The following is a 25,560-nucleotide window of genomic DNA, read 5'->3' as shown; positions in this document are numbered from 1 at the left end:
TCAATTGCCTTTATCAATCGCAGCCTGATGATTCTTCACAAAGTCCTCCGGTGTAACCGCTTTGCCAAACAACGCCTGAATCATATCCAGATGTGCCTGAGCGGCTGCCGGTTTCATCTGTACGTCTGCAAAGAGTGTAAGACTGCTGGCCTGATTCAATTCGTTCAGCAGGTCGATGTAGAGCTGTGGCAGCTGTACTGCCGCCGTATCCACTTTGGTTGCCGGGATGACGCCTGCCTCAGTCACCGAACTCTCACCCCATTTTTCCACAAAATATTGCACGAATTTTTGCGCTTCTTCCTTCACTTTGGAGTTCTGGGCCACGAACAGTCCTACGCCTGGACCACCTACCCAGCTGTTAATATCGCTCTTGCCATCTTCCATTGTTGGGAATTTGAAAAATCCGATCTTGTCTTTGAATTCCTGCGGGATGTCCGGGTTAGTCGTGAAGTTTGGCAGTTCCCACGTACCCATCAGGTACATAGCAGCTTTTTCGTTCATGAATTCGGATTTGCCCTCATCGTTAGACAACCCGTTGAAGCCTTTGTTGAAGGCATTCATATCCACCAGCTTTTGTACCTCGGCAGCAGCTTGAGTCAGAGCCGGATCGTCAAACTTGCCAGAGCCATTGATGGCCTTTTCCAGTGCATCTCCACCTAACCGATTCGCCAGATACATATACCAGAGTGAGCCAGTCCAGCGGTCTTTATTGCCCAGTGCGATCGGAACCTCACCGTTCTCTGTCAGTGTCTTCAGCACACTCAGGAATTCATCGTACGTTGCTGGCGGCTGCAAGTTATATTTCGCAAAAATGGCCTTGTTATAATAAATGGGGGAGATATTCAACTCGATTGGTAGCGCATATGTTTTGCCGTCTATGGCATAAGCTTCTGTTGTTCCGGCTATGAATTTCTCGCCCAGCGAGTCGCTCAGCAGATCATCGACCGGTGCGAACAGGTTCCCCTTCACATAAGGCTCCAGAAATCCAGCAGCCCAAGTTACACCAACATCGGGAAGTTCATTGGATGCCGACAGGATTTTCAATTTGTTCTTATATTGTTCATTCTCCAGGACTTCCTGCTTAATGGTTACATTCGGATGATCCGTTTGATACTGCTTGATGATATCGTTGACCAATTTGTTTTGCTGTGCGGAGCTGCCTGCTGGCCAGAGGTGCATGAATTTGAGGGTTACTTTCCCATCTGTGCCGTTGCTGCCTGTTTCACCCTCTTCATCCGAACTTGAACTGTTACATCCGGATAAAATTACGGCGAGAACCAGCGTCCATGACAGAAGAATGGCCATCGTCTTTTTGCTCATTATTCCAGACCCCCTTGGTTTTTTCGGTTAATGTAACCGCTTTAACCAAATTGTAGCACGGGCCTATTGCCTCCATAAGACCAGAACAATTTGGAAAAACTCCACTTTTTTGAGGTTATTTGTTATCTCGTTCAGATAGGGAATGCCGATATTTGCTTGGACTAAGCCCCTCAAGACTTTTAAATACCGTGATAAAATACTTATCCGTCTGATAACCCACCTGTTCCGCAATCTCCGAGATTGGCATCGTTGTCTGCACAAGCAACTCCTTCGCGCGCTGAATGCGTTTGCGGGTAAGGTATTCACTAAAATTGATGCCGATCTGTTCCTTAAACAATACGCTGAAATAACTGGAGTTGAGATGGAGCAAATCAGCGATTTCACGCATGGTCACATGTTCACCCAGATGAGTATCCACATAGGTCAAAGCTTCACTGATCTGGCTATTTAGCCTCTGTTCCCCTCGCTCCTTAACATCCAGCAGCTTGGGGTCAACCATTTCTTGCATCGTTTGAATACGTCGCTGTTGTTCGCTGAACTTTAGGGCCTTTTCGACGGTCTGCAGCAATTGTTCCTTATCAATCGGTTTCAACATATACTCCACAACACCCAACTTAATGGCCTGCTGGGCATATTCAAAATCGGCATGTCCCGACATAATCAGGACAACAGGCTTGTTCGAGAAATGTTGAATGGCTTCAATCAGAGACAAGCCAGAGAATTCCGGCATGCGAACATCCGTTATTAACAGGTCTGCCGTTTTTTTCTTGAGCCATTCGACAGCCTTGACGCCACTTTCTGCAGTCTGAATGTGATTTCGTCCTGCTGACCATCCTTCCAATGTTTTGCGAATACCCTCTCTTGTACGCGGCTCATCATCCACGATAAGAATCGTTTTGTCATGAATCATATGCACCCTCCGTTCCCATGGGAATCTCAAAGCAAATGACGGTCCCGTCCCCAACCTTGCTCGTAATGGATAGCTTGCAACGTTCGCCAAGTTGGCTGCCAAAGTAAAGCTTCAACCGCCGATGTACGTTGATTAGACCTACACCTGTCCCCTTCTTGGACACAGCCGGCCCGCCATGTAAAGCATGAATGACAGATTGTAGCCGTAATTCATCCATACCGGGCCCATCATCCCGAACCTCAATGCGAACCAGATTTTTCTCTGTCGAAGCATCCACATGGACGATTATCTTTCCCGGTCCCAGTTTACTTTCAATGCCATGGAGAATCGCATTTTCCACCAAGGGCTGTATAAGCAGTTTCGGAATGGGGACCTTACGAACCGCATCACTCAGCTGAATCTCCCATTCCATTCTCTCTCCCAATCGCATCTGCATAATGCGAAGATAACGCTCTGCGTGTTCCAGCTCGTCAGCAATCGTAACCCATTCATCCTGCTGCGAACTGGAGATAATGTAGCGAAATAATCGGGACATCGCCACAACCATACGTGCCATCTCCTCGTCTCCCTTTTCCTCAAGGGACCAATAGAATGCCTCAAGCGTGTTGAATAGAAAATGGGGATTAATCTGAGACTGCAACGCCTTCAGCTCAGCCCGGGACTGCATGACTTCCTTCTCATGAACCACACGGGTCAATTCGTTCTGCCTGTAGACCATCTGGTTATATACGTTGTTAAGTTCATTGATCTCCATCGTAGAGCTAACCATTAGATTAGGTCTCATTGCTCCCGGCTGTGCACTGCGCATGGCCCGCATCAGGCGTATGAGCGGACGTGTAATCATCGTGGAGAGAAAGAAGGACATGATCAGGAACAGAATAACACCAATGATTCCCGAAACGAGAAGCGCCGTCCTCAGGATGGATACCCCTTCCGTTGTCTCCCGCAGCGGAGTCAGCACAGCAAGTGTCCATCCCGTTAATTCAGACTTTTGCCGGACAACGATATAGGATTCCTCCCCGTTCTGCACGACTGATCCACTGTCCAATATGGCTTTGGGATCGAGATTAATCTCCAGATCAGAAGTCACAACTTCGCCTGCCCCATCCAAGAGCATGATCGAGTCCTGCGAACCATCTGCCCCATTCGAATCATTGAGTTGAAAGAAACTGCGTTGCATCCGCACCACAATATAGCCTCCATGCTCAAAGGAATGTTCCAGCAGGTTAATGCGCCGAATAGCCAGAAGCACACCCGGATCCTCAGGGTCAGCACCTGCCCATACCAGTCTGCCTTTTCCTTCATCCGCCAGGCTGATCCAGTTGCGCTCCACTCTGAGATCGAGAGATCGGTCATCCATGGGAAAGATGCGGTTATAACCCGTAGTGTATATCTCCATACTCTGCGCGCCATTAATGAAAGACTGATAGCTGCCCGCAATCTGCAAGAGAGCTTGACGCTGATTAAAGGTAGCCGGGTTGCCTTGCTTCTCATCGCTGAGCAGACGCTGCACATAGGAATCATCCGCAACCTGGGCGGTCAGCGAGTTCACTTGTGCAATGAGTGCATCCAATCTGCCGCTGGCTTGGACAGCGGTTTGATGAATATGTTTCTCCGCATTGCTTTTCAGCAGAGCAGCTACCCGATCATAGGCCGATATGCCTGCGAACAACAGAACAACAAGCATCACCATAACAAAACCAATAAAGATTTGATTGCGGAGGGAGTTAAAATGTCCCTTTTTCCAATGCAACTTCCCCATTCTCCTCTCTTTTTGGCATGTAAAAGAACCCACCACTTTACGCCCGTGCTCTTGAAGACTGGGTACAAACGATGCCGGATTTATCTACGTATTCAGTTCTTTTCATTAAAGCGCTTGCATAATTGAAACTTAATCTTCTTCTCTTCTAGTCTTTGTTTACCGATTAAACTAACGACTAAAAAATAGCATAGTTTTACAGGTTAATCAATCCTTCTGACAGTTCCCACACGTCAAATGACAAGGATCGAAAAAAAGAGAGGGGACTCTTACAGTCCACCTCTCTTTGTTCATATCCCTTCACACATATTCTTTTCTTTGGTACATCATAAGTTATTTCACAGATCCTTGTGTAACCCCGTTGATGATCCACTTCTGCGCAAACAGGTAGATGATAATCATTGGCAGCAACGCGAGCAAGTAGGATGCAAAAGCAAGGTTAAACTCGGTATTGAACTGCCCTTGGAATACATACTGTACCAGTGGCAGCGTGTACTGTCCCGGATCACTGATAATAATGAGTGGCAGCAAGAAGTCATTGTACGTGGACAGACAAGTCAGAATACCAACCGTGGCACTGATGGGTGCCATTAGCGGAAAAATGATTTTCCAGAATGTGCCCCAGGTTGTTGCCCCATCCACAAACGCCGCTTCCTCAAGCGCTACCGGAATGGACCGGATGTATCCAACGTACACAAATACGTTAAATGCCAGGCCATATACCGTGTGCAGCAGGATCAGACCTACCAGATTTGTCATCTCCAGCGATGCGGTCAGCTTAACAATCGGCAGCATGATGATGGGGAACGGAATGAACATCGCGCTGACGAAGTAATAATAGAGCCCTTTGAAAAACTTGCGTTTCTCCATATTCCGTGCAATCGCATAGGCCACCATCGAGTTACTCAGCAACGTCAAGAGCACCGTTGATGCGGTAACGATTGCACTATTACGGAACGATTGGAAGAAGTTTGTCATGTCGATGGCTCTCGCGAAATTCTCCCAGTGAAGCGTCGTCGGAATGGCAAAGACCGATTGGGCCATCTGTTCCGGATTTTTCAAAGCAATCGTAACGGTCATATACAATGGAAACAGGATAAACAGGGTACCCAGCACAACAAGCAGCATAACGAGCCAATTGATTCGTGTACGGCTTTTCATTACAGATCCATCTCCCTTCTTTGCAGGAACCGGATTTGCAGAATTGAAATCACCGCAATAACGATGAAGTAAATAACCGAGTTCGCAGATTGATATGCATATTCGCCGCCTTCAAATCCTCCGGTGTAGATCAGATGAGAGATGGACTGCGTCGCCCGTCCGGGACCACCGTTAGTCAAGGCTACGATTTGGTCGAAGACCATGAGTGAGTTTTTCATCGCCAGCACCATATTAATGGTGAAGAACGGGGCAATAAGCGGGAAAGTAATACTCCAGAATTCACGCCATTTGCCTGCGCCGTCGAGGTTGGATGCCTCGTACAGTGTCGTTGGTATCGTTTGCAGACCCGCCAAATATAGAATCGTATTCAGGGCCACCGATTGCCATACTGCAACAATGACGATACCAATCCAAGCCAGACTCTCGCTGCCGAGAATGTTGGTGGATAGCGCATTGATGCCCAGATTTTGTCCCCAGATCGGGAATACGTTGGAGAACAGGTAGTTAAATATGTAACCTACGATCAGTACACTCAGAATATTGGGCAGGAAGTAGATGCCGCGGAAAAAGTTACGGAACTTGATCTTGGCATTCAGCCCGAGTGCAATGAGCAGGCTCAGGATATTGGTCAGGATCGTCACCACGATCGCAAATTTGAACGTAAACCAGTAGGCGTTACCTACATTGTCGTCCTGGAACAAGTTGAAATAGTTTTTTAAACCAACAAAATCATACTCTTTCCCGAATCCATTATAATTCGTAAATGAATAATAGATACCCTGGAGGGCCGGCAGGGTCATAAATACAAAGAACAATACAACCGCCGGAACCGTCATCCAGTAATAAGGTGCGATACGCTTGTTCATACTCCATCCTCCTTCAGACAAGGCTTAGCGCCGATTAGCAACCTTGTCCCATTCTTTGTCTAGTGTATCTAGATAGTTGTCGATGTTTTGGTTCTGCAAAAAGGACTGTACGATGGAATTCAGCTGCACCGCAGCCGGAATATAGTGATCGGGAAAGTCAATAACCTTGCCCTGCTCGATATATGGCATCAATTCCTGTACAGCAGGATCATCCTGCTTCACGCCTTCTACCGCAGAGAACAGCGTCTGTTCGTCAATATATCTTCCGATATTTTCAGACTCTAATAGAAACGCAATAAACGTCTCTGCCTGTTCGCGATTAGGCGTGTCTGCCGCAATGGTAAACAGGGAGTCAATCCCGTTCACCAGCTTGATCTCGCTTGCATCGTTGCCCGTAGGGAATGGGAAGAAACCGATATCGACATTTGGATTCGCTTTGCGAATCTCCGAGATGGCCCAGGTTCCCTGGATGTACATGAAAGCTTCACCATTAGCGAAAGCACGGTTACCGTCCGAATAAGCTTTACCAAAGTTATCGCCGTGACCGTATTTCATGAGTTCCAGTTGCTTCTCAGCTACCTCGCGGTACTTCTCCTTGAACGTCACTTTGTTATCGCGCCGCTCCTGGTAGAAATCAATACCGACCAGATTGGAGGCCAGTGCATTGAAGGGCAGACTCGTCTGCCAATCATCCTTGTATGTGAAATAAAATGGAATCTCACCTGCATCCTTGATCTTTTGGGCGGTCGCAATGAGTTCATCCCACGTCTTGGGCACGTCCAATCCCATTTCCTTAAACAACGTTTTGTTGTACATGATGCCGTTTGCATTAGTCGCGTAAGGAATACCTGTCACTTCGTCCATGCCTGTGAGATCCTTCAGCATTTGTATGTAGTTCGGATCAACCGTCTGGAGTAATGAACTATCCGTCAGATCGGTGAAAATATCACTCTGGGCAAGAATAGAATAGGTGTCGGTTGCACCCATGGCCATAATATCCGGTATATCATTTTTGACGACACGCGTTTTTAAGACCGTCTCCGCATCTGGCGGATTCACCTGGGTCACCTGAATATCGTTATGCTCCGCGTTGAACGTCTTGATCAATTCATCAAAGGTTGTTTTGGCTTCAGGCTTGTTCTGGAAAAATTCAATCTGCACTTTGCCATTTGCACTATCCCCACTGGTACAGGAAGATAGAAGTACAGCCATCATTCCACATAGCAACATTGTCCCGAGAGCCTTGGTAAGCGTTGTTCTCATGTTGTACCTCCCTCAGCTTTATATACGTAAAGATTTACCCATTCAAATGGCGAAATAACCATTTGGTTAATCCTTCCACAAACTCATACTATGAGCGTTGGCTATACAAGCCTTTATTATTCCTAAAACGATTTCGGTAAAAATGAATCAAGGCATTTCCTCCCATAACCTGAATCGGACATAACAAAAAGGACACTGGATGATATCCAATGTCCCTCATTTATTAAGCTTATATTCACCCACTGTAACGCTTTTATCCATGTTACGAACGTTCTGCTTTCGGCAAAGCATTGCGTATACGCTTGGCTCGATAACTCTGATATGCACGAATCAACATGCCGATGATGATCATGACCACACCGATGTTAATTGCGACATCAGCGAGATTCAAAATCCCGCGTCCTGACGGAAATACGAGGAAATCCGTTACCCGGGCATAGATAAATCGATCGATCGCATTTCCCAACGCCCCGCCGACCATAAAACCCGCGCCAGCTTGCATCCAGAAACCGCGAATCTCACCTTTACTCCGGTAATACAGCATGCCCGCTATGAACAGAACAGCAATCACACCGAACAAACGCGCATTCCCCTGAAACATGCTGCCCGCCATTCCACTGTTCTCGTAATGCTGTAACTGCATGCTCGAGTTACCCAGTCTCATGACGTCGCCAACTTCCATATACATCCTCACTGCAATCTTGGTTCCCTGGTCCACCAAAGTCACCAGCAGTGCTACAAAATAAAACAGCATCGTGCTTCTCCTCCTGCCTACTTAGCGTTAACTTATTTTAACTTTAAGAGTTTTGAGTATATTAGGTTCCTTTCACTTTAACACAGCCGATGTACGGTCTCCAAATGAGCCGTCTTCAACCACGCAAATAACGTCCACTAACATCGATCAGACTGCATCCAGAAGGGACTACACCAATCTATGTCGAATGTAGACATCAATCATATATGTAAAGGAGCTGCCTGTAATTTGAACCTGATCATGACAGAGAAATTAAAGGAAATGCAGCAGGAAGAAAAGGACTTGGTATTTGGCACATTTGATTCTGAAACGGCGCTTAACCTTGGCCTGCATCTGGTCGAAGAAGGGAAGCGTCGTTCCCAAGCCGTGACCATCGACATTACCCTGAAGGGACATCGTCTCTTTTTGCATGCTATGGAAGGCACTCATCCCGACAACGAAGACTGGATTCGCCGCAAGAACAACGTGGTGAATCATTTCTCCTCCAGCTCTTGGCATACAGCTCTGCGGTTGAGAAGCGAAAATCAGACACTTGAGCAAGACTTCAATCTGACCTCATCGGACTATGTCCTGGCTGGTGGCGCTTTCCCGCTGATTCTGAAAAATGAGGGACAAGTCGGCACCATTACGGTATCGGGTCTGCCTGATGAGGAAGACCATGATCTGGTCACGACTGGTATCCGTTCGTTTTTGTTGCAGCAAGGTTAGATTAAAATGAGCAAAAAAAATCCGTACCTGGGATAGGCACGGATTTTCTTCTTTTTCCTGCAGTTTAATTACTGCGTTTATTGGATCGCTGAGAGAACGTCCAGAAGCATAGATTTGAATTTTGGCCGATCAATGGCTTCACAGACACGTACATTCGGCTCTTTGCCAAAACGTCCGTTGATATCAACCACACTGTATCCGCGTGTCAATTCTCCTGCCGCTTCTACATCCACATAATATTGACCCGACTTGGTCATGATGGATTCATCCGCGGCTACAGCCATCAGCAACGTATCGGGATGAGTGGTGCCATTGAGTTTATGTACCGACTTGTTGAACTGCATAACCACTTTGTTAATGGCTGTAAAGAAATCTGCACCTGATGTACCGAGAGCTGCAATCTCTGCATGATCGTCATCATCCATCACTGAATATTGCGTGCACATCTCCCAGCCAACCATCGTGATCGGAATGCCTGCATGCAGTACAATTTTCGCTGCTTCCGGGTCCACGTAGAAGTTATACTCCGCCGCCGGTGTGATATTGCCCAGTGCATTATTGGTTCCGCCCATGATGTACAGGTGAGCAATCTCCGGAATAATCGTTGGGTCTTTCTGGATCGCCATCGCAATATTGGTCAGCGGGGCAATCGCCAGAAGTTCAATTTCGCCCGGATGTGCATGCACCTTCTCAATGATAAAATCAACCGCATGCCCGCTCTCGGGACGCTGATCCGCCTTCGGGAAATGCGCGCCGCCCATGCCATCATCGCCATGCACGTCTTCCACTGTACGGTGCTGAGCTTTACCGTAGGCCATTAACGGACGCTCGCATCCTTTATACACAGGCACCTTGCCGCCATGTCCAGCAACCTGTACCGTGTACAGGGCATTTTCAACCTCTTGGTCGAATTGTACGTTACCGCCCGTAATCGTGATGCCTTCCACCTGAAAGTGATGCAATGCCGTCAGGATCGCAATCGTATCGTCTCCTGCTGTATCTGTATCGATGATGACTCTTCTCATGATGCCGCGCTCCTTCTTCCGTTTAATAGTAAACTCTATAAAACACTATGTCTTATTTTACATTAAAAACGTACCAATGACGATGGAAACGCCGATGATAATCGAACGCAGCAGTTGTGCTACCGCCATATTTCCTCGTGCGATTTCATCACACACTCGCATTTTCGGAATCAGGAAATCAAATATAATATAGACCAGGCACAGCACAATAATTCCAAACGCCGACCACAGCAGCATATCCAACCACGAATGCGTTGAGAAAGATACCATCCCCACAATAATACACAGTCCCAGCAATTTGCTACCCATATACATGCCCGCTGCCTCGTTACCTTTGGCGATTTCCTCACTATCGTTATACCGGGTCAATTTGCTAAAAGCAAAATATCCACATACCAATACCACCAGCAAAATGCCTACACCCACCGCCACATTCACGAGGTTTAGTCCCAAGTTCTCCATTCCTTCTCCTCCTCATCATTCATCCGTTCACGAACCGTAGCCGCGCAATAATAGGCCATATCTCCAGTTACTTTCTCCCCAACCCGTGGCAGCACTCCAGCCAAACGCCCACCGATAACAAACACCCCTGTAAGCAGATAACCGCTGTACGCTCCATTTTCCGTCTCTATCACGACCTGCTCCATGGGAACCAGCTTCTGATAGATTTTGGGTTGGTTTTCGTAATAAGCTGTCACCTCTTCATCCTCGTCTGTTGCCGCAGTTGCAAGATTGGATTCCAGCTCCTCGTTAAGAGAATGCCCTATATCCTGCTTTCCAAAGGCATTGTCCGCTCCTCCATCCAGCAAAAGAGTTCCTCTGCCTTCGCGCCCCCAATAGCTCTTGGCTACATATGGTATGGAGTTCAGCTCGAAAGGCTCAGCTGAAAAATAGGTGGGCAGCAGATATCGGGAAATCACGTCCATCTCTGCTTCATTAAAGAGGGTAAACCCGCAATATTCCGGGGTTTGCTCGTTACGCTCGTAGAGCGACCAGATTGCCGCCATGAAGCCTTTGCTCTGCATCAGTACATGTTGAACGGGATTCATCAGGCCCAGCCGTCCTTCCCGTACAAGTTCAAGTAACGCAGCGCCAATGTCCACGCCTGTCGTCTCATCCCGATCATCAATGAGATACTCCAGTGGATAAAGGCGGTACAGCAAGTTAATCTCCCGACCCTGATGGTAAAGCGCCTCCCCAGGAACAATCTCCAGTTCCTCAAGTGGAGCATAGAAGACTTCGTATCCGGCTTCCTGACAACGTCTCATCAGGTATTCCGTATTCGTTCGATCTTCGACATGTTCGCCAAAAGAAGTGAACGTCACCGGACCCTGCAATCCCTGCTCTGCATAGAATTCCATCCATATCCTGAAACAGTCCCGAATACGTGTATCCATCTTGGCAGATGGTGCAGTCAACGCGGCATCCTCAGCAAGACCGACCAGAATACCTTCCAGTGTTGCGGCCTCCGGTATACCCGTAGGGGTGTCCGTATTATTTTCAATACACTTCGGTCCAGCTTCTCCAATAATCCAGTCCTGACGGGTAATGCCTCCAGTCACCATCTCCATACGTGCCGCCGGGATAAGCCCCGGATGGATACCTAACTGATGCTCCAAAAATGAATCCGGCATATATTGCTGGATAAATCGCATCACTTTACAGTAAATGCCGTCTACCGCCTCGGCTGCGGTACGCAGCTCTTGTACCTCCGAGGGAGAATAGGCCGTCAATGCAGGCACGCAATATTGCTTCCCGTACATTCGATGGTATGGAATCTGCTGTCCCGTTTCACCATGAAATACCTCTTCGTGACTAAACGGCAGTTGAACCACTTGCCTCATCCGGTTATCCTCCCGAACTGCGGAAGAAGCTACCAAAGCCGCTTGATTTGGACTTGGATTTGCTATAGGAGCTGTTACTGTCCTTGTTGCTTCGATACGACGACCCACCGTAGTAATAGTGCCCACTGCTGGAATCATATTCACATCCGGTATCATACTCCGGGTCACATTCATCATTGTTGCTGCCACAACCGGATAACACGGCAGGAACCGCCAGCATCAGGGAGAAAGCAACCAGCTTTGCTTTTGATCCGGGTTTCGATTCTTGCCCCCGCTCTTGGTCACTCATTACAGATCCACCTCTTTCATATAAAACAACACTTTCTTGCGATCCGCATCCAGCACGGAATACAGGAACTCATACGTCTTGCCACTGCGAACCATGTAATGGTCCAGCAGTTGCTCGGCAAGCTCCATCGTATAGGTGGATGACGCTGTGAGCTCCAACTCCTGAAACGAACTTCCATTCCACAGCATATACTCTGCGCTGTACATGGAAGACATTTTGCACATCGCCAGCGCAGCATCCGCAATGGCTGCACCGTACTCGTCCGGCATCTGTTGGTCATACGCCGTCACATATACTGCATGTTCCCGCCCATCCTGGCATTCATTGGACAGATGCGCCCAGAGTTTGTTTTTCACCAAGGTAGCATCCACCAGTTTGCGCATGAACAGTTCATCTCGTGTGACTGAAGTCTGTTCCAGCACCCCCGTCTCCGCCTGTCGATCATCCGACCAACTCCGATACGTCAATGAATAATAGATACCGATAACCTCCCTTTCTGTAAGCTCTTAGGTGAGCCGTTTCAATTCATACAAACGTATTTAACGCATGTGGAGGTAAAAAGTTCCACTAGTGAATCAATTTCACAATACCTTTAGCTGCTTCAATCAAGTTGACGATGCTACATTCGTGCTTTAACGCTCTCTTGGCTAACACAAAGCGTATGGTATTTAACCCCGGTCAAAAAGGCCGGAAATGATTCTCCGACCTCGCTTGTTCCATCTTATGCTTATGCCATTCTGACTTATAACTCAGCCCACTGCGCCAATATATCATTATATTCAGCGGACAATTGCTCGCGATCATTCCAGATTTGTTCCAGTTCAACCGGATTGTTCTGTACGGATTCCAACTGTTGGTCCAGTGCCTGAATCTGTGCCTCAAGACGAGCTAACGTCTGTTCCAACTTCTCCGCAGACTGGTTGTTACCATTGCCACTTCTATGTTTCGATGCTGCTGCCGAAGGAGTCAACGCCTTACCTGATTGAGTAGAAGCTTCATGATCTCGACTTCCATCGGTAGCCGCAACAGTGGAACCGTTCAATGTCGAGGTTGCTTCTGGTTTCTTCCCTGATCTGGCAGTTCCGCCGGGAGCGGACGTTAAACCTGACTTCATCTCTGACTTGGCATTCCCACGAGAGGAAACTCCCACGCCTGCTGTAGCATGACCTGTCGCCGCCGCACGAGCTTGCAGTTCAAGCTTCTTCTCCCGATATGCCTCAAAGTCTCCCAGATAAGCGGTCATCTGACCGTCCTCCAGTTCCCAGACACGGGAGGCGAGACGATTGACGAAGTACCGATCATGTGAGATGGCAAGTACAGTTCCTTCAAAATCAACCAGCGACTCTTCCAGCGCTTCTCTGGATGCGATATCCAGATGGTTGGTCGGCTCATCGAGCAGCAGTACATTGGGTTTTCGCTGCACCAGCAGAGCCAAACGCAGGCGCGTCCATTCCCCGCCAGACAATTGCCCGACAGAGCGGAATACATCCGCTCCATAGAACAGGTATCGAGCCAGTATTCCGCGAGCTTCTCCCTCTTCCACGCCTGCTTCCAGACGGAAGTATTCGAGTACGTTCAGCTTTGGATTCGTGGGTTCCTCCTGTTGAGCCAGATACCCCACATCCACACGCGCCCCCCACTCCAGCCTGCCCGCATTGGGCCGCTCGTCACCAAGCAACAGCTTGAACAGGGTTGTCTTGCCGGAGCCATTGCGTCCAATGAGTGCAATTTTATCTCCATATTCCAGCAGACCCGAGATTCCGCGCAGGATTTCACGCTCACCATAGCTCTTCTCGACCTGTTCCAATACGGCTACCCGTTTACCCGTTCGATCCGTAGGACGCACATCGAACTCGGCATTGCGGCGCTCCAGTACAGGACGCTTCACCTGTTCCATCCGCTCGATCGCTTTACGCATCGAGGCTGCCCGTCTGAAGAACTTTTCATTGCCACCAATTCGGCCCCATTCCTCCAGTTGGCGGATCGTTTCTTTCATTTTTTTGATAACCTTCTGCTGCTCCTTGAACTCCTCGAATTGCTGCAACAGCCGTTGTTCCTTCACTTTCATATATTCCGTATAACCGCCAGCAGACGTTTCAGCTTCTCCATCCTCCAGCTCCAGTGTTCGATTCACGACCCGATCCAAAAAATAGCGATCATGCGAGATCAGGACAATGGTGCCGGGATATTCTCGTAAAAATCCTTCCAGCCACTCGACCCGCTCCAGATCGAGATGGTTCGTTGGCTCATCGAGCAATAACAGATCGGGTTTTACGATTAGCTGCGAGGCCAGCACCACCCGAGTCTGTTCCCCACCGGACAGTGAACCAAAGCGCCAACCATAATGCTCCTTCGCGATATCCAAACCGTCCGCCACCTGATCGATCCGGGCATCCATTTCGTATCCACCCTCACGCTCAAACTGGTCTTGCAGTGCCGCGTAGCGTTTCAGCAGGCGCTCCAATTGATTAGGGTCTGCTGCACATGCCGGATCGGACATCTGCTGCTCCATTTCCTTCATTTGCGTGCGACATATCATAAGCTCCTTGAATCCAAGGCTCAGCACATCCAGGACGGTATGGTCATCTAATCCTTCTGGAACCTGAGCCACATATCCCATTCGTGTATCTTTCTTTATCATCAATTGTCCTTCATCCGGCTTGTTCAGTCTTGCCATCAGGCGCATAAGTGTGGTCTTGCCGCTTCCGTTGCGGCCGATTAGGGCGACCTTGTCACCTTCCATAATTTCAAACGTAATGCCATCCAGCACCAGATGTGCTCCGTGGTATTGAGTCAGTTGTTGCGCGCTAATCATCATCATAATAAGGTTCCTCCTATGGTATGGAAGATCCTGACCGCAACACAAAAAGAGCCGCAGGAGGTTAGCTCCGCGGCCCTTCAGAATTCAAGCAATATCGCTTATCGTCCGAATGAGGTCAAGGCAGGCATCTTCTCGCAAATGTTAACTTCCGTATATTCAAAATTGGACAGACTTCTCCCGTTGGTCAGAAAAGTATGAACAATGCCAGCCATAGCAATCGGCAGCTGGCTAATACGGTTGTTAAGCATCTCGTGATTCACCTGTCTTCACCTCCCTTGTCATAATTAATGTAAATATATCACAGACGGATGCGTTCCTGCAACCATCCCATCACCCGATTCAATCTTACTGTATAGAGGTTTCATTCTTCCGCTTAATTCCTGCCCCGTCGCCGAAGCACCACATCCCTGATCGCCACCGTAATGAGTGTTAACATTCCCGCGGTACCCAGCGATACGCCAAGCAGGGCATATCCGATGCCGTTCCACCCGCCAATATCGATGCTGATCATGATTACGACGGCACCGCCGAGCAAGGCCACACATGGCAATATATATTGTACCCACGTCATTCGGCGTCCTTGCAACCGGTAGATAAGCCATTCAATCAGCAATAATGCGACCCAAACAAGGAGTGTTAATATAATAAGGCCTTTCACTCATGCTCCCCTCCTTCTTCACACATTCTCCGAATACACATGGACGCTGGGCATTCTGATACGTGTAGAGTTTATCATATAATGAAGCCCACCATTCACGATAAATGAAATTCGTGAATGGTGGGCTTCAGGAAGGTTTCATGATATCCAATTGGCATATTTCTTATGATGCCTTGTTCCTGCCAGCAGGCTTAGTAAAGGCTCACACTTTCAGCCTGACGTTGCTCATAACGCAGTCCTTTATACAAGTCTGCCTTACCCACGGAATTGAACAGATTCATTTTATAACGAATGACGTTTTGAGCCTCAACAATGCAGTCCGGGTAAATGGCATTTGGGTCCCATAATTCCGTCGTGCTTAGAATTTCACGGGCTTTTTTGAAGTATGCATGTTTCATATCGCTGGAAATATTGATTTTACATATCCCCAACTGAACGGAGTCGGAGACCTCCTGATCAGGGTTTGCGGACCCCCCGTGCAGAACGAGAGGGATGTCTACCAATTGATTGATTTCTCTCAGAATATCCATTTGCAACTCCGGTTTAATATGTTTGGGATATATGCCATGGGCTGTACCGATGGCCACCGCCAATGTATCGATACCCGTACGTGCCACAAAATCTTCCGCCTGGGCCGGATTCGTGTAAGTTACTACGGATACACCGCCCTCGATAGAATTACCGGTCTGCCCAATCGTCCCCAATTCCCCCTCAACAGATACGCCGACGGAGTGTGCAAGCTCCACCGCCTGTTTAGTAATAGCCACATTGTCTTCATAAGGGAGCAGAGAACCGTCAATCATGACAGAAGTAAATCCACACTTGATCGCCCGGATGATATCAGCAATGGACCCACCATGATCAAGATGGATCACCAGTGGAACATGGCTGGCATGTGCACGCTGGCTGGCATATGCGAAAAATTCATCCGTCAAAAATTCAAGCTCCGTCGGGTGAATGGCGATGATTGCCGGGGAATTGGAATGCTCCGCCTCCTCAATCACAGCTCTCAAAAATGTACTGTCTGCCACGTTAAATGCTCCCACCGCGAATTGGTGTTCCTTGGCTACTTTAAGCAGCTCCTTCATCGTAATCAACATGAAACACATCTCCTTTAGATTGGTTTAATAAAATGTAAGCGCTATCTATATGGCGGGTATTACTCCACTTTGAACACAATGTCATCGAAGGTTACGCTTTCGTCTTCGGTATCGTCGAATTCTTCATCCATCGCCGTAACTGGCTTCTTTAATAAAGATAAGGTTACACCACAGATTCCGGTTCCAATGAGAAGAGACAACATAAACAGCCATGGATGGGTGAAGAGGGGTACAACGAATAATCCCCCGTGTGGCACCGGAGCCTCAACGCCCCAGATCATAATCAATCCACCAGCTACCGCTGAGCCGATGACACAGGAAGTCACCACCCGGATCAGATCCCTTGCCGCAATCGGAATGACACCCTCCGTGACCATGCAGATTCCCATCGGGAATGCGGCCTTTAACGATTCTTTTTCTGCTGCCGTATATTTGTTTCTCGTCAGGAAATACGATAGGGTAATCCCTAATGGTGGAATAATGGAGCCGACAAACTTGACAGCCTCAGGCCCATAGATACCTTGGACTAACATCCCATCAGCAAACAGTGACATCGTTTTATTCACAGGTCCTCCGAAGTCAAAGGTGGCCATCAAGCCCAGAATGGCACCTAAAACAAATTTGGACCCCCCCTGCATCGATTCAAGCACATGGGTAAGACTGTCCTGTAACCAGACAATTGGCTGACCAATGACAAGAAAGATACCTAAACCAGAGATCAATGTAGCCAGAAACGGAATAACGAGAACAGGCATTAATCCTTGCATGGACTTTGGCAGCTTCACATGTTTACGGATACCGAGTACGACATAACCCACCAGAAATCCGCCCAGCATCCCACCAATGAACCCCGCTTGAATCTGACTGCATATAAAACCAACAATTAATCCTGGAGCAATTCCGGGACGGTCCGAGATCGAATAAGCAATCGCTGCGCAAATTAAAGGGACAACCAGCCCCATGCCCCAACCGCCGATTTGGTTAATCATATACGGAATGGTACCTTCCGCCTTGCCCACATCGGCTCCTCCCAGAATTTGTCCCAGCGCGATACACAGCCCTGAAGCAACGATCAGAGGAATCATGTAGGAAATGCCTGTTAACAGATGACCTTTGATGACTGAACCTGCGTGATTGGATTTTGCGCTCATCGCCCTGCCTCCCTTGTTATGAGGATACCCCTAAAGACTGCTCCACCTTTTCAATGAATTTAATCGGGGCTTTAATGACCGTCTCGGTTTTGACTCGAATGATCCGTTTGCCTTTGAACCTTTCTTCTCCACCGATTTTGATATCTGCAGCCACAATGACAACATCAGCTGCCCCAATCTCTTCCCTGGAAAGCTCGTTTTCTGTTCCTATGGTGCCTTGGGTCTCTACTTTAATCTCATGACCACGCGCTTTTGCACCTTTGATCAATTTTTCCTTGGCAATATACGTGTGGGCAATACCAGCAGTGCACGCGGCTACGGCTACAATGTTCATCAGAATCCCTCCAAATGATGTATTGTGCTCCATATTAAAATCCTGAATTGCCATGTTCTACGATACGCTCTCTCTGCTAGCAAACAGCTCCATAATCTGGGCCGAGTCCGACTCATGCATCAAACGTTCCAGTACCTCTTCATCAGCGAGCATACTCGCAACTTGGACCAACAGCTTCATGTGGGTTGTATTCCGGTCTACAAGCCTTACAGCAAACAAAATAACGACATGGACAGGTTTGCCGTCCAGGGTCTCCCATTCAAGCGGGTGCTCTGTTCGTCCGATGGTGAGGGAGGTCTTGAGGACCGCCGCCGATTTGCCATGAGGGATCGCAACGTGGTTCTCCAGGCCAGTTTGACCCTCTTCTTCTCTTAAATAGACGTCTTTGATAAACTCTTCTTTGGAGGAAAGGACACCTTCCTTTGCAAGCAAATCCACCAATTCCTCAATGGCTTCATCCTTGGTTCGTGCTTTTAGATCCAGCTTAATCAACCGTTCGTTGATAATCTTGGTTATATCCATAATGGTCCTCCTCCTGATCGTGCTTGGACTGTAATATCTCGAAAAGCTCCTGTGGTGTAGTTACTCTCATGATCTGTTCATACATGCGCCTGCACATCAACAAGCTCTGTATTTCTATCAATAATTCAGTTAGTGGCCCATCCTGGAAGAAAGCGATTACAATTTCCAGTTTGCAATTGGTCGGTTCGCCTTGAATGACATTAAAACCGACGATGGGATTGACGTTCACATCACTGCGGATCAGGAAAACCGACAAATGGTTATTCAGCTTAGCCTCGGCAAATGTCCGGTTCTCCAGATTAGCGCCTACGTGTTGGAGTATGGATGCAAACAGCTTCAGACGGGATGCTGTACCTTCTGTATATTGTTCCTTCGTATTCGTTTCAATCTGTACATAAGATGGGTGGAAGTACGCCCTGAGCAGTGGAAACGAAAACACCCTGTTTTGATGTTGATTCAACCTCGCCTCGTTAAACTTCGCCTTTATTAAGCTGACATCCGTGTCATTTAATAGCGCCGAGACATACACAACTGGCAAGTCATGATGCTCCAGTTTCACGGTTGATATAATCAGATCAATGTCCGTCCAATCCTCCATACGCTTGAACCAGCTTGTCGAAATGACATCAACGACTTCCCATTCGGGAAATGAACGATTGATCCGGTTTTTCAGCAAGTGAGATGTCCCTATTCCAGTGGAGCAGACCAGAATAACTCTTTTCTTTTTACTGCTTTTCTCAATGGATGCCTGAAAATAAAGGACCAGGTAACTTATCTCGTCATCACTAAACGAATTCAATCCGCAGGCTTGGGCCATGGGCAGCATCCCCAAACGGACCAGAGAGAATATCTCGGCATACGCCTCACGTATATCCTCCAGCAGAGGATTATTAATGGAAATGTTGTATTTTAGACGATTCAGCATCGGTTTGAAATGAATGATCAGACCCTTGTACAATTGTTCGTCTGTTGTGAGATCACGCCGGATCATCCCGGATACAGTCTGAATTAATTCCTTGACCATCACTTTAGACTCTGGACAAACCTTGTCCATCAGACCAGACAGCTCAAGATTAAGGGACGGAACACTCATGCCTGATGAAATCAGATATTGATAGATGAAATAGATCTCTTCACTTGGTAATTCCAATCCGCATAGCTCACTGATTTGCTCGGCCATGGCTTTTGCGATGGAATGCACATGAGGGTCAGTTACGGGATGATCAGGAATGCCGTCAGCCAATCGAATGACCTTGCCACTCTTCAGTCTGCGGATACAAATTAGCAGGTGAGTCAGCAGGTTGATGTAATAGGGATCGCCTATGGTATATCCTAATTGCTGCTCGGTTTCTTCCAGAATACGTTGAATCCCTTGAACTGAATCGCAGCCAAAATGTTCTATCAACTCAACTAGTGTGTTACCATCAATCCGAGATTCATGCTCTTGTTCTCCCGCCCGTTCTTCACTCACAAGTTCATTAATGAGAGAAGCCATGGCTTTGCGAATGTTAATCTCTGAACCGATCAGACGGGTACCGAGCTGGCTTTTTTCCAGTCGGAGCTGAAAGGGTTCAATTCGTTCTTCAATGGCCTTGAGATCATTCACAATCGATGCCTTGCCGATAAAGTATTCTTCTGACAGCTTGTTAATCGAGGTTTCCTCAGGAGAATCATATAATAAATTCGTCAATATTTTGATTCTCCTCGCCTCTACGGAAAGGGTTGTCACCACCCTTTTTCCCGAAGCCCATTGCGTTCTTCTCAGCTCCATTGTCTGTTCTTGGGTTAAAGCCAGCGCAATACCTCTTCCCGGCTTCCGTTCGAGGCGAATGCCGCGAATATGCAAATTGTGTTCCAAGGCGTTTAGTTCCCTGTAAATCGTTTTTTCCGACCAGTTCATGTGACCGGCTATTTCTTTGACCGGAACGAAATCCCTACGCTCCAATAGAAAATGCAAAATCTGATATTCTCTCGCAGACAGCGCCTTCATTTGGGAATCACTCCTTCCTTACGCTCACAGCATAACACCCCTATTTTTTTTGATAAATACTAAAATATGTCCATTTCATTCGGGTCAAATTAATATACCTCCTGTTCAGCGCCAGCGGAACACCCGTTGATTCAGGCACAAAGAAAAGGCTCCTGATCGGATTCCCTACCCGATTAGAAGCCTTTTGCACTCCGTTTATACCTGCATCTATATGGGTCACTTCAACCAGTTGGCGAAAAATTCGCGGTACCCTTCTTTCATCTTCGTGCGCGAAAAGGCACCAAAGGCATACTCCCGGTTGTCTTCTGACACACTGCGCGGCGCAGCCGCAGCCATGTTCACCAGTTCAAACCAGTTATCCTCGTTGCCTGCAAAGGCATGCGTGGATCGAATGTGTCCGTAGCATGCATGCTCGGGCTTCACGACCATTTTGCCCATCGCCATCGCTTCCGTCAGCGGCATTGCAAACGTATCAAAGGCGGAACAGTTCCAATACACCTTGGATGAGTTCATCAACGTAAATATCTCATCCTGCGTGAGGGCAAACTTCAGCTTCACGTTGGCAGGAATGTCGTACTTCTTCATGGTTTCCTTATAGCGTACACCGCCAAACACCATATATACTTCCTTGTCCGGGTTCTGCCGAGCATATTCCAGCACCAGATCCGGGCGACGGTTCGCCTCATCCCGCCCGATCCAGAGCACCCGATTATGCACGACCTGGCTCGGGTCATAATGTCGGTTCGCCAGCTCTTCGCTAAAACCAATCGGGATGACGTTCACGTCATGTACACCGAAATTGCGACCCAGTTCTGTTTTCAAAAACTCGGTCTGCACAATTGCTTTGTCTACCATCGTATAAAATGGCTTCATCATCTCATATCCCGTCAGCGCGGGATCGGGGAAACTGTGCGGAAACAACACACTCTTTGGTAAGAACATCTTCAAAAACGTAAACCCGGACACGGTGTAGATGACATGTTCTATATTTTGGCTATGAATCTGATCCAGCACGATATCGTAGTTCACCAGGTCACCTTTCTCATGCTCATACCCCGGCAACCAGTCGTATCCGCTGACATGACGCTCCGGCGAGATGAACACGATATCAACACCCAACTCCAGACCAATCTGCTTCAGTCGATCCGCAAATACGCGTGGCCCCTGAGCTTCTGTAAATTGAATTTTACGCATAACAAGTCCGACTTTACGCAAGCTTCTCACCCCTCATTTCTATTCCTCACGCATGTGCTTCATGCACTGTTCCAGCGTCGCTGCCGTCTCGTGCCACTGGCTTCGCAGCTGCTCCTTCGGCCAAACACATTCCTCACTCCTCAGATCACCGTCAATCAAACGCAGCATCCAGAGTGAGAATACAATAGCATAGGCGTCGTACCATCCTGCAAAAGAATCCCGTTCAATCTGCACGCACAGGCTCTCTAGTTTGTCCAAATAAATGTCTATGACCCGCTCTCGCAAAGCAGGCGTAACTGTTCTGGGAAACAGCGGATGCGAGAGATCTACCAGATGGTACATGTCCCACAGCGGCGTATTCAGATGGGCATGCTCCCAGTCCAAGACGACCAGCCTACCGTCAACTTCCGCCAGATTCCCGGGATGCAGATCTCCGTGACACAGAACGGCAGGAAGTTCTTCCTCTGCTGTGAGAATCAACATGGTAATCTTGTCCCAATCCGTTGAAGACAACCGCATATCCAGCGTAGACAACAGGTCATCGGTAGATTGTCTTTGCATCTGCAACTCATCCAATATGGTGCGAATAGACGGTTTCTGGCCCATACGGGGCAGCTCGTTCCACTCCGTAACAGGCAACGCATGCCACATTGCCATATGCACCGCTGTGTTCAGCATTGTCACTTCTTGCGAATCATGCACCAGTTGCCCCAGATCCTCATAGATCATCCAGCTCTGTGCCGGTGCAATGGTAGGGTCCGACGTTGCAACAAGCTGCGGATAGATCGGGGGTAGACCAGACATCACACGCTCGTACATCCATCGTTCTCGTCCGTGCTGTGCGGGATTCGTCAGCGGTTTAAAAATATAACTTTTACCGGTAGGAACAGTGAATCGCTCCACATATCGTCCGTTCATTCCTTTATACAACTGTTCGCGGCTTGTTATATAGTGATCATTCAGCATTCCTTCAGGTGTCACCCAGCTATATGCATCCATCTCATCTTTCACGCAATCCACCATCCGTTTCGTTCTTCCTGCTGCTCCGATGTTGATTTCTATTCATCATACGTTGCCTCTCTCAAGCCTGCAAGCTTTGTTCGTAAGCGCTTATTCATTGTCTCCATTTAGAGTTTCAAAATTGCTTGTTGCATTTTAGTTAGTAATCACTTACTATACGATTATGAAGAACAAACCTCATGTGGATAGTAAAAAGAAAGATATTTTACAAGCGGCGATGCGCTTGTTCGCAACCAAAGGCGTTGACGGCATATCCGTCAAAGAGATCGGTGACGCCGCCGGAGTAACCGATGCGGCGATCTACAAACATTTTAAAAACAAAGATGCCGTTGCCCTGGAAGCCTTCACCCAATACTGCGCGGACTATACTTCACTGATTGACGGGTATGTTCGCCAGGAAGGTCCCGTGTTGGAGCGCTTCAAGCAACTGATTACCGAGGTTCTTCACCTGCACGATGAAGATCCCTACGGACTGCTGCTGATTTCACAGAATCATGAAATATTCATTGAAGCCGGCAGCAGTGAGGACTACCGTCAGCCATTGGATGCGTTAATGGATCTGATCGATCAGGGAATGATGCGGGGCGAACTGCCTCCGCAGGATTCACGGCTCACAGCCGTCCTGGTGATCGGTGCGATTACACGTATGGCAGTCTCGAGTATGCAAGGTGAATTGCCGGAGTTGTTGGTACCCTACACCGGGGAAACCGTTCACCGACTCTTATTGATGTTGGGGCAGGTACCTCAAGAGTAGAACTGGAGAGGGGCAACCATTCTGACCTCGCAGAACACCAAAAAAGGTTCAGAGCTGCACGATATAAAAAGAGAATCGTCAACATACCATCAGGATATACAGATGGATTAACGGGTCATACGTGACCTTTTCTTTTTGCACATGAGGTTAGTGTTCATTAACTAAAATAGTCAGGACGTGTCGTCATCATGAAGAAAATATTAGTCATCCAAGGCAACCCCGTTTCCCCAAGTTACAATGGCGCAATCGCCGAAGCTTATCGTAAAGGCGCTGTGCAGGCAGGTGCCGCGGTTCGCATGATCACCCTGAACGAACTGGAATTCAACATGAATTTAGAGGGAGGGTATCGTAATAAACTGCCGCTTGAACCGGACTTGTTAGAAGCACAAGAGGCGATTAAATGGGCAGAGCATCTCGTATGGGTATTCCCGATTTGGTGGGGCGGACCGCCTGCGCTGCTGAAAGGATTCGTTGACCGAATCTTCATGCCAGGTTACGCATTCAAGTACCAAAAAGGCAAACCTTTCCCGGATCAGCTGCTCAAAGGCCGCACCGCCCGCATGATCACCACGATGGATGGTCCTAGCTGGTACTTCAAATGGTTCCAAGGTGAGCCCGCACACAAAATGATGAAAATATCCACCTTTGCACTCACTGGCATCAAACCTGTGCGGATAACAACTGTAGATCAAGTTGGGAAGAAGTCAGATGAGCAGAGAAAGATTTGGTTGGATAAGATCGAACAGCTTGGGCGGAAGATGGGGTAAACACTTTTCTGCAAGGAAACTTCATCGGAAGTATATGCTTATCACCAGATTTTCACGTTGTAAGTTAAATCAAAAATTTGGTGATAAGCGCAATTCGAAGGTAGTCCTGTACTTCGAGTGGCGGAAGTGTAATTTTAATTTAACCTTATATCAGAAAGCAGGAAATGTGCCTATTCCCAGGTACAAAAAAAAGGGTTGTCCCCTACGTCTTGTTCAAGACGTAGGGGACAACCCTTTTAGCATTCATTATGGTCTAACGAACCGTAAACACGCTATTAGCCCCATTTCCGATAAGTCTGCGGTTTAACGAATCGTAGAAGTGTTATTTCCTCGATCTGTATATCATTTGGCGATTTTAAACTAGTTTGCACCGGAATAACTTCACTGACATTCGTTACATTTTGCATTCCGCACTAATTCGCCATTTAATGCTCACTCGGTTCGTTAGCGACTTCGCATCCGTCATGCAATGGAGCAACCATAGTAAGCAACTCCAACGAATAGCCATCTACAACCATACAAGCAACCATTACCCAAACGAAATACGACCTGATGGATGCTCAGGCAAAATAGCTGTAACCAACTGCTGCACAGCAGGATGATCTGACTGCATTACCGAATCCCCGGCATCCCCGTGATAGACCAGCTTCCCCTGATCCATTACGGAAATGCGGTCACAGATCGTCATGGCGGCCCGAATGTCATGTGTGATAAAGAGGTATGACAACCCGTAGGACGCTCTTAGCTCAGCTAATAAGGATAGGATTTGCGTCTGGTGCACCATATCCAGGCTACTAATCGACTCGTCCAGTACGATTAACTTCGGCTTGAGCGCAATGGCTCGTGCGATGTTAACTCGCTGTAATTGGCCACCGCTGAACTGGTGCGGAAGCTTGTTTGCATCCTCTGGTGTAAGTCCGACCTGCTCAAGCAGTTGTCCAACCACACGAAGTTGTTCTTTTGCCGACAAACGCTCGTAATTATCCAGCGGCTCACCAATGATCTGCGCGGCAGTCATAAGCGGATTCACAGCCGAATAACAGTCCTGGAACACGACTTGCAGATCACGTCGTAATTCTTTAAGCGCGGGTTTGCTGGATCGGTAGATATCCTGACCCTGAAACAAAATTTGACCCTGGCTGGGCTTCTCCAGACCAAGAATGATTTTGCCCAAGGTGCTTTTACCTGCCCCACTCGTACCCAACAGTCCCAGACAAACACCCTTCTCAATCGTAAGTGAAATGTCCGCCAGCACAGGAGGACGTGCTCCCGAGCGATCCAGCCAATTGCGTCTGCCATAGCTATGGCTTACTTCACGTACCTGTAGCATCAGGTCATCCTCCTCTCTTG

Annotated in this window: 26 protein-coding genes; 3 read left to right on the top strand and 23 right to left on the bottom strand. The window is 47.9% G+C overall.

Translation table 11 applies throughout. The features are described 5' to 3' along the window. The 7 genes from J2X75_RS19510 to lspA all read right to left on the bottom strand — a co-directional run bounded on the left by J2X75_RS19510 (nucleotide 1) and on the right by lspA (nucleotide 8,033). On the bottom strand, nucleotides 1-1,320 hold the full coding sequence (locus J2X75_RS19510; protein ID WP_036671596.1) for an extracellular solute-binding protein: 1,320 nt from the start codon (nucleotides 1,318-1,320) through the stop codon (nucleotides 1-3). Between the two features lie 115 nt (nucleotides 1,321-1,435). Continuing rightward, nucleotides 1,436-2,230 carry a response regulator transcription factor gene (locus J2X75_RS19505; RefSeq protein ID WP_310339248.1) on the bottom strand — a complete coding sequence of 265 codons (795 nt, stop codon included), beginning with the start codon at nucleotides 2,228-2,230 and terminating at the stop codon, nucleotides 1,436-1,438. Then, nucleotides 2,220-3,992 (bottom strand): cache domain-containing sensor histidine kinase, encoded by a 1,773-nt coding sequence (locus tag J2X75_RS19500; protein WP_310339244.1) that lies wholly within the window; start codon nucleotides 3,990-3,992, stop codon nucleotides 2,220-2,222. The genes J2X75_RS19505 and J2X75_RS19500 overlap by 11 nt, the downstream gene beginning before the upstream one ends. Before the next feature lie 330 nt (nucleotides 3,993-4,322). Continuing rightward, nucleotides 4,323-5,150, bottom strand: a complete 828-nt coding sequence (locus J2X75_RS19495; RefSeq protein ID WP_310339241.1) for a carbohydrate ABC transporter permease — start codon at nucleotides 5,148-5,150, stop codon at nucleotides 4,323-4,325. Continuing rightward, nucleotides 5,150-6,016, bottom strand: a complete 867-nt coding sequence (locus J2X75_RS19490; protein WP_310339238.1) for a carbohydrate ABC transporter permease — start codon at nucleotides 6,014-6,016, stop codon at nucleotides 5,150-5,152. The genes J2X75_RS19495 and J2X75_RS19490 overlap by 1 nt, the downstream gene beginning before the upstream one ends. A 24-nt stretch (nucleotides 6,017-6,040) precedes the next feature. Then, nucleotides 6,041-7,231, bottom strand: a complete 1,191-nt coding sequence (locus J2X75_RS19485; protein WP_397383998.1) for an ABC transporter substrate-binding protein — start codon at nucleotides 7,229-7,231, stop codon at nucleotides 6,041-6,043. Nucleotides 7,232-7,541: 310 nt separating this feature from the next. After that, on the bottom strand, nucleotides 7,542-8,033 hold the full coding sequence (gene lspA / locus J2X75_RS19480) for a signal peptidase II (RefSeq protein ID WP_310339234.1): 492 nt from the start codon (nucleotides 8,031-8,033) through the stop codon (nucleotides 7,542-7,544). A 228-nt stretch (nucleotides 8,034-8,261) separates the two neighbouring features. Here lspA and J2X75_RS19475 point away from each other — a divergent pair, with 228 nt between their 5' ends. Next, on the top strand, nucleotides 8,262-8,741 hold the full coding sequence (locus J2X75_RS19475; protein WP_310339232.1) for a heme-degrading domain-containing protein: 480 nt from the start codon (nucleotides 8,262-8,264) through the stop codon (nucleotides 8,739-8,741). Nucleotides 8,742-8,818: 77 nt separating this feature from the next. Here J2X75_RS19475 and J2X75_RS19470 read toward each other — a convergent pair whose 3' ends face one another. From J2X75_RS19470 to J2X75_RS19400, 15 genes are all read right to left on the bottom strand, one after another. Continuing rightward, entirely contained in the window at nucleotides 8,819-9,766 is a 948-nt protein-coding gene (locus tag J2X75_RS19470; protein WP_036671600.1) for a nucleoside hydrolase, read from the bottom strand. A 57-nt stretch (nucleotides 9,767-9,823) separates the two neighbouring features. After that, nucleotides 9,824-10,228 (bottom strand): DUF350 domain-containing protein, encoded by a 405-nt coding sequence (locus J2X75_RS19465; RefSeq protein ID WP_017691702.1) that lies wholly within the window; start codon nucleotides 10,226-10,228, stop codon nucleotides 9,824-9,826. Then, the gene (locus J2X75_RS19460) at nucleotides 10,210-11,610 is read right to left on the bottom strand and encodes a glutathionylspermidine synthase family protein (RefSeq protein ID WP_310339227.1); all 1,401 of its coding nucleotides are present in this window, start codon (nucleotides 11,608-11,610) and stop codon (nucleotides 10,210-10,212) included. Before J2X75_RS19460 ends, J2X75_RS19465 begins: the two co-directional genes overlap by 19 nt. 4 nt (nucleotides 11,611-11,614) lie before the next feature. After that, nucleotides 11,615-11,899 (bottom strand): hypothetical protein, encoded by a 285-nt coding sequence (locus J2X75_RS19455; protein WP_310339225.1) that lies wholly within the window; start codon nucleotides 11,897-11,899, stop codon nucleotides 11,615-11,617. Continuing rightward, a complete protein-coding gene (locus J2X75_RS19450) occupies nucleotides 11,899-12,321 on the bottom strand; it encodes a hypothetical protein (RefSeq protein ID WP_310339222.1) in 423 nt (140 codons plus the stop codon). Before J2X75_RS19450 ends, J2X75_RS19455 begins: the two co-directional genes overlap by 1 nt. Nucleotides 12,322-12,641: 320 nt before the next feature. Beyond that, nucleotides 12,642-14,720 carry a ribosomal protection-like ABC-F family protein gene (gene abc-f, locus J2X75_RS19445; protein ID WP_310339220.1) on the bottom strand — a complete coding sequence of 693 codons (2,079 nt, stop codon included), beginning with the start codon at nucleotides 14,718-14,720 and terminating at the stop codon, nucleotides 12,642-12,644. A gap of 98 nt (nucleotides 14,721-14,818) precedes the next feature. Beyond that, nucleotides 14,819-14,980, bottom strand: coding sequence for a hypothetical protein (locus tag J2X75_RS19440; protein WP_017691697.1), 162 nt, complete (start codon nucleotides 14,978-14,980; stop codon nucleotides 14,819-14,821). 113 nt (nucleotides 14,981-15,093) lie between these two features. Continuing rightward, on the bottom strand, nucleotides 15,094-15,378 hold the full coding sequence (locus J2X75_RS19435) for a YesK family protein (protein WP_124116712.1): 285 nt from the start codon (nucleotides 15,376-15,378) through the stop codon (nucleotides 15,094-15,096). Between the two features lie 191 nt (nucleotides 15,379-15,569). Next, entirely contained in the window at nucleotides 15,570-16,478 is a 909-nt protein-coding gene (locus J2X75_RS19430) for a ketose-bisphosphate aldolase (RefSeq protein ID WP_310339214.1), read from the bottom strand. A 59-nt stretch (nucleotides 16,479-16,537) separates the two neighbouring features. After that, a complete protein-coding gene (locus tag J2X75_RS19425; protein WP_310339211.1) occupies nucleotides 16,538-17,629 on the bottom strand; it encodes a PTS fructose transporter subunit IIC in 1,092 nt (363 codons plus the stop codon). Nucleotides 17,630-17,645: 16 nt separating this feature from the next. Next, on the bottom strand, nucleotides 17,646-17,963 hold the full coding sequence (locus J2X75_RS19420) for a PTS fructose transporter subunit IIB (protein ID WP_124116715.1): 318 nt from the start codon (nucleotides 17,961-17,963) through the stop codon (nucleotides 17,646-17,648). 57 nt (nucleotides 17,964-18,020) lie between these two features. After that, entirely contained in the window at nucleotides 18,021-18,485 is a 465-nt protein-coding gene (locus tag J2X75_RS19415; RefSeq protein WP_124116716.1) for a PTS sugar transporter subunit IIA, read from the bottom strand. After that, nucleotides 18,448-20,475 carry a BglG family transcription antiterminator gene (locus tag J2X75_RS19410; RefSeq protein ID WP_310339208.1) on the bottom strand — a complete coding sequence of 676 codons (2,028 nt, stop codon included), beginning with the start codon at nucleotides 20,473-20,475 and terminating at the stop codon, nucleotides 18,448-18,450. The genes J2X75_RS19415 and J2X75_RS19410 overlap by 38 nt, the downstream gene beginning before the upstream one ends. A 216-nt stretch (nucleotides 20,476-20,691) precedes the next feature. Then, complete coding sequence (locus J2X75_RS19405) at nucleotides 20,692-21,690, bottom strand: glycosyltransferase (protein WP_124116718.1); 999 nt, start codon at nucleotides 21,688-21,690, stop codon at nucleotides 20,692-20,694. 18 nt (nucleotides 21,691-21,708) lie between these two features. Then, the gene (locus J2X75_RS19400) at nucleotides 21,709-22,692 is read right to left on the bottom strand and encodes a phosphotransferase family protein (protein WP_310339205.1); all 984 of its coding nucleotides are present in this window, start codon (nucleotides 22,690-22,692) and stop codon (nucleotides 21,709-21,711) included. 160 nt (nucleotides 22,693-22,852) lie between these two features. Between J2X75_RS19400 and J2X75_RS19395 the strand changes: the two genes are divergently transcribed. Together J2X75_RS19395 and J2X75_RS19390 are read left to right on the top strand one after the other, a co-directional pair. Next, the gene (locus J2X75_RS19395; RefSeq protein ID WP_310339203.1) at nucleotides 22,853-23,443 is read left to right on the top strand and encodes a TetR/AcrR family transcriptional regulator; all 591 of its coding nucleotides are present in this window, start codon (nucleotides 22,853-22,855) and stop codon (nucleotides 23,441-23,443) included. Between the two features lie 185 nt (nucleotides 23,444-23,628). After that, nucleotides 23,629-24,210 (top strand): NAD(P)H-dependent oxidoreductase, encoded by a 582-nt coding sequence (locus tag J2X75_RS19390; RefSeq protein ID WP_310339480.1) that lies wholly within the window; start codon nucleotides 23,629-23,631, stop codon nucleotides 24,208-24,210. A 529-nt stretch (nucleotides 24,211-24,739) separates the two neighbouring features. Here J2X75_RS19390 and nikE read toward each other — a convergent pair. Continuing rightward, nucleotides 24,740-25,540, bottom strand: a complete 801-nt coding sequence (gene nikE / locus J2X75_RS19385; RefSeq protein ID WP_310339200.1) for a nickel import ATP-binding protein NikE — start codon at nucleotides 25,538-25,540, stop codon at nucleotides 24,740-24,742. Between the last annotated feature and the right edge of the window lie 20 nt (nucleotides 25,541-25,560).

The organism is Paenibacillus sp. 2003, assembly GCF_031455635.1.
GTDB lineage: Bacteria > Bacillota > Bacilli > Paenibacillales > Paenibacillaceae > Paenibacillus > Paenibacillus amylolyticus_B.
This window is presented reverse-complemented; position numbering and strand designations above follow the sequence as displayed.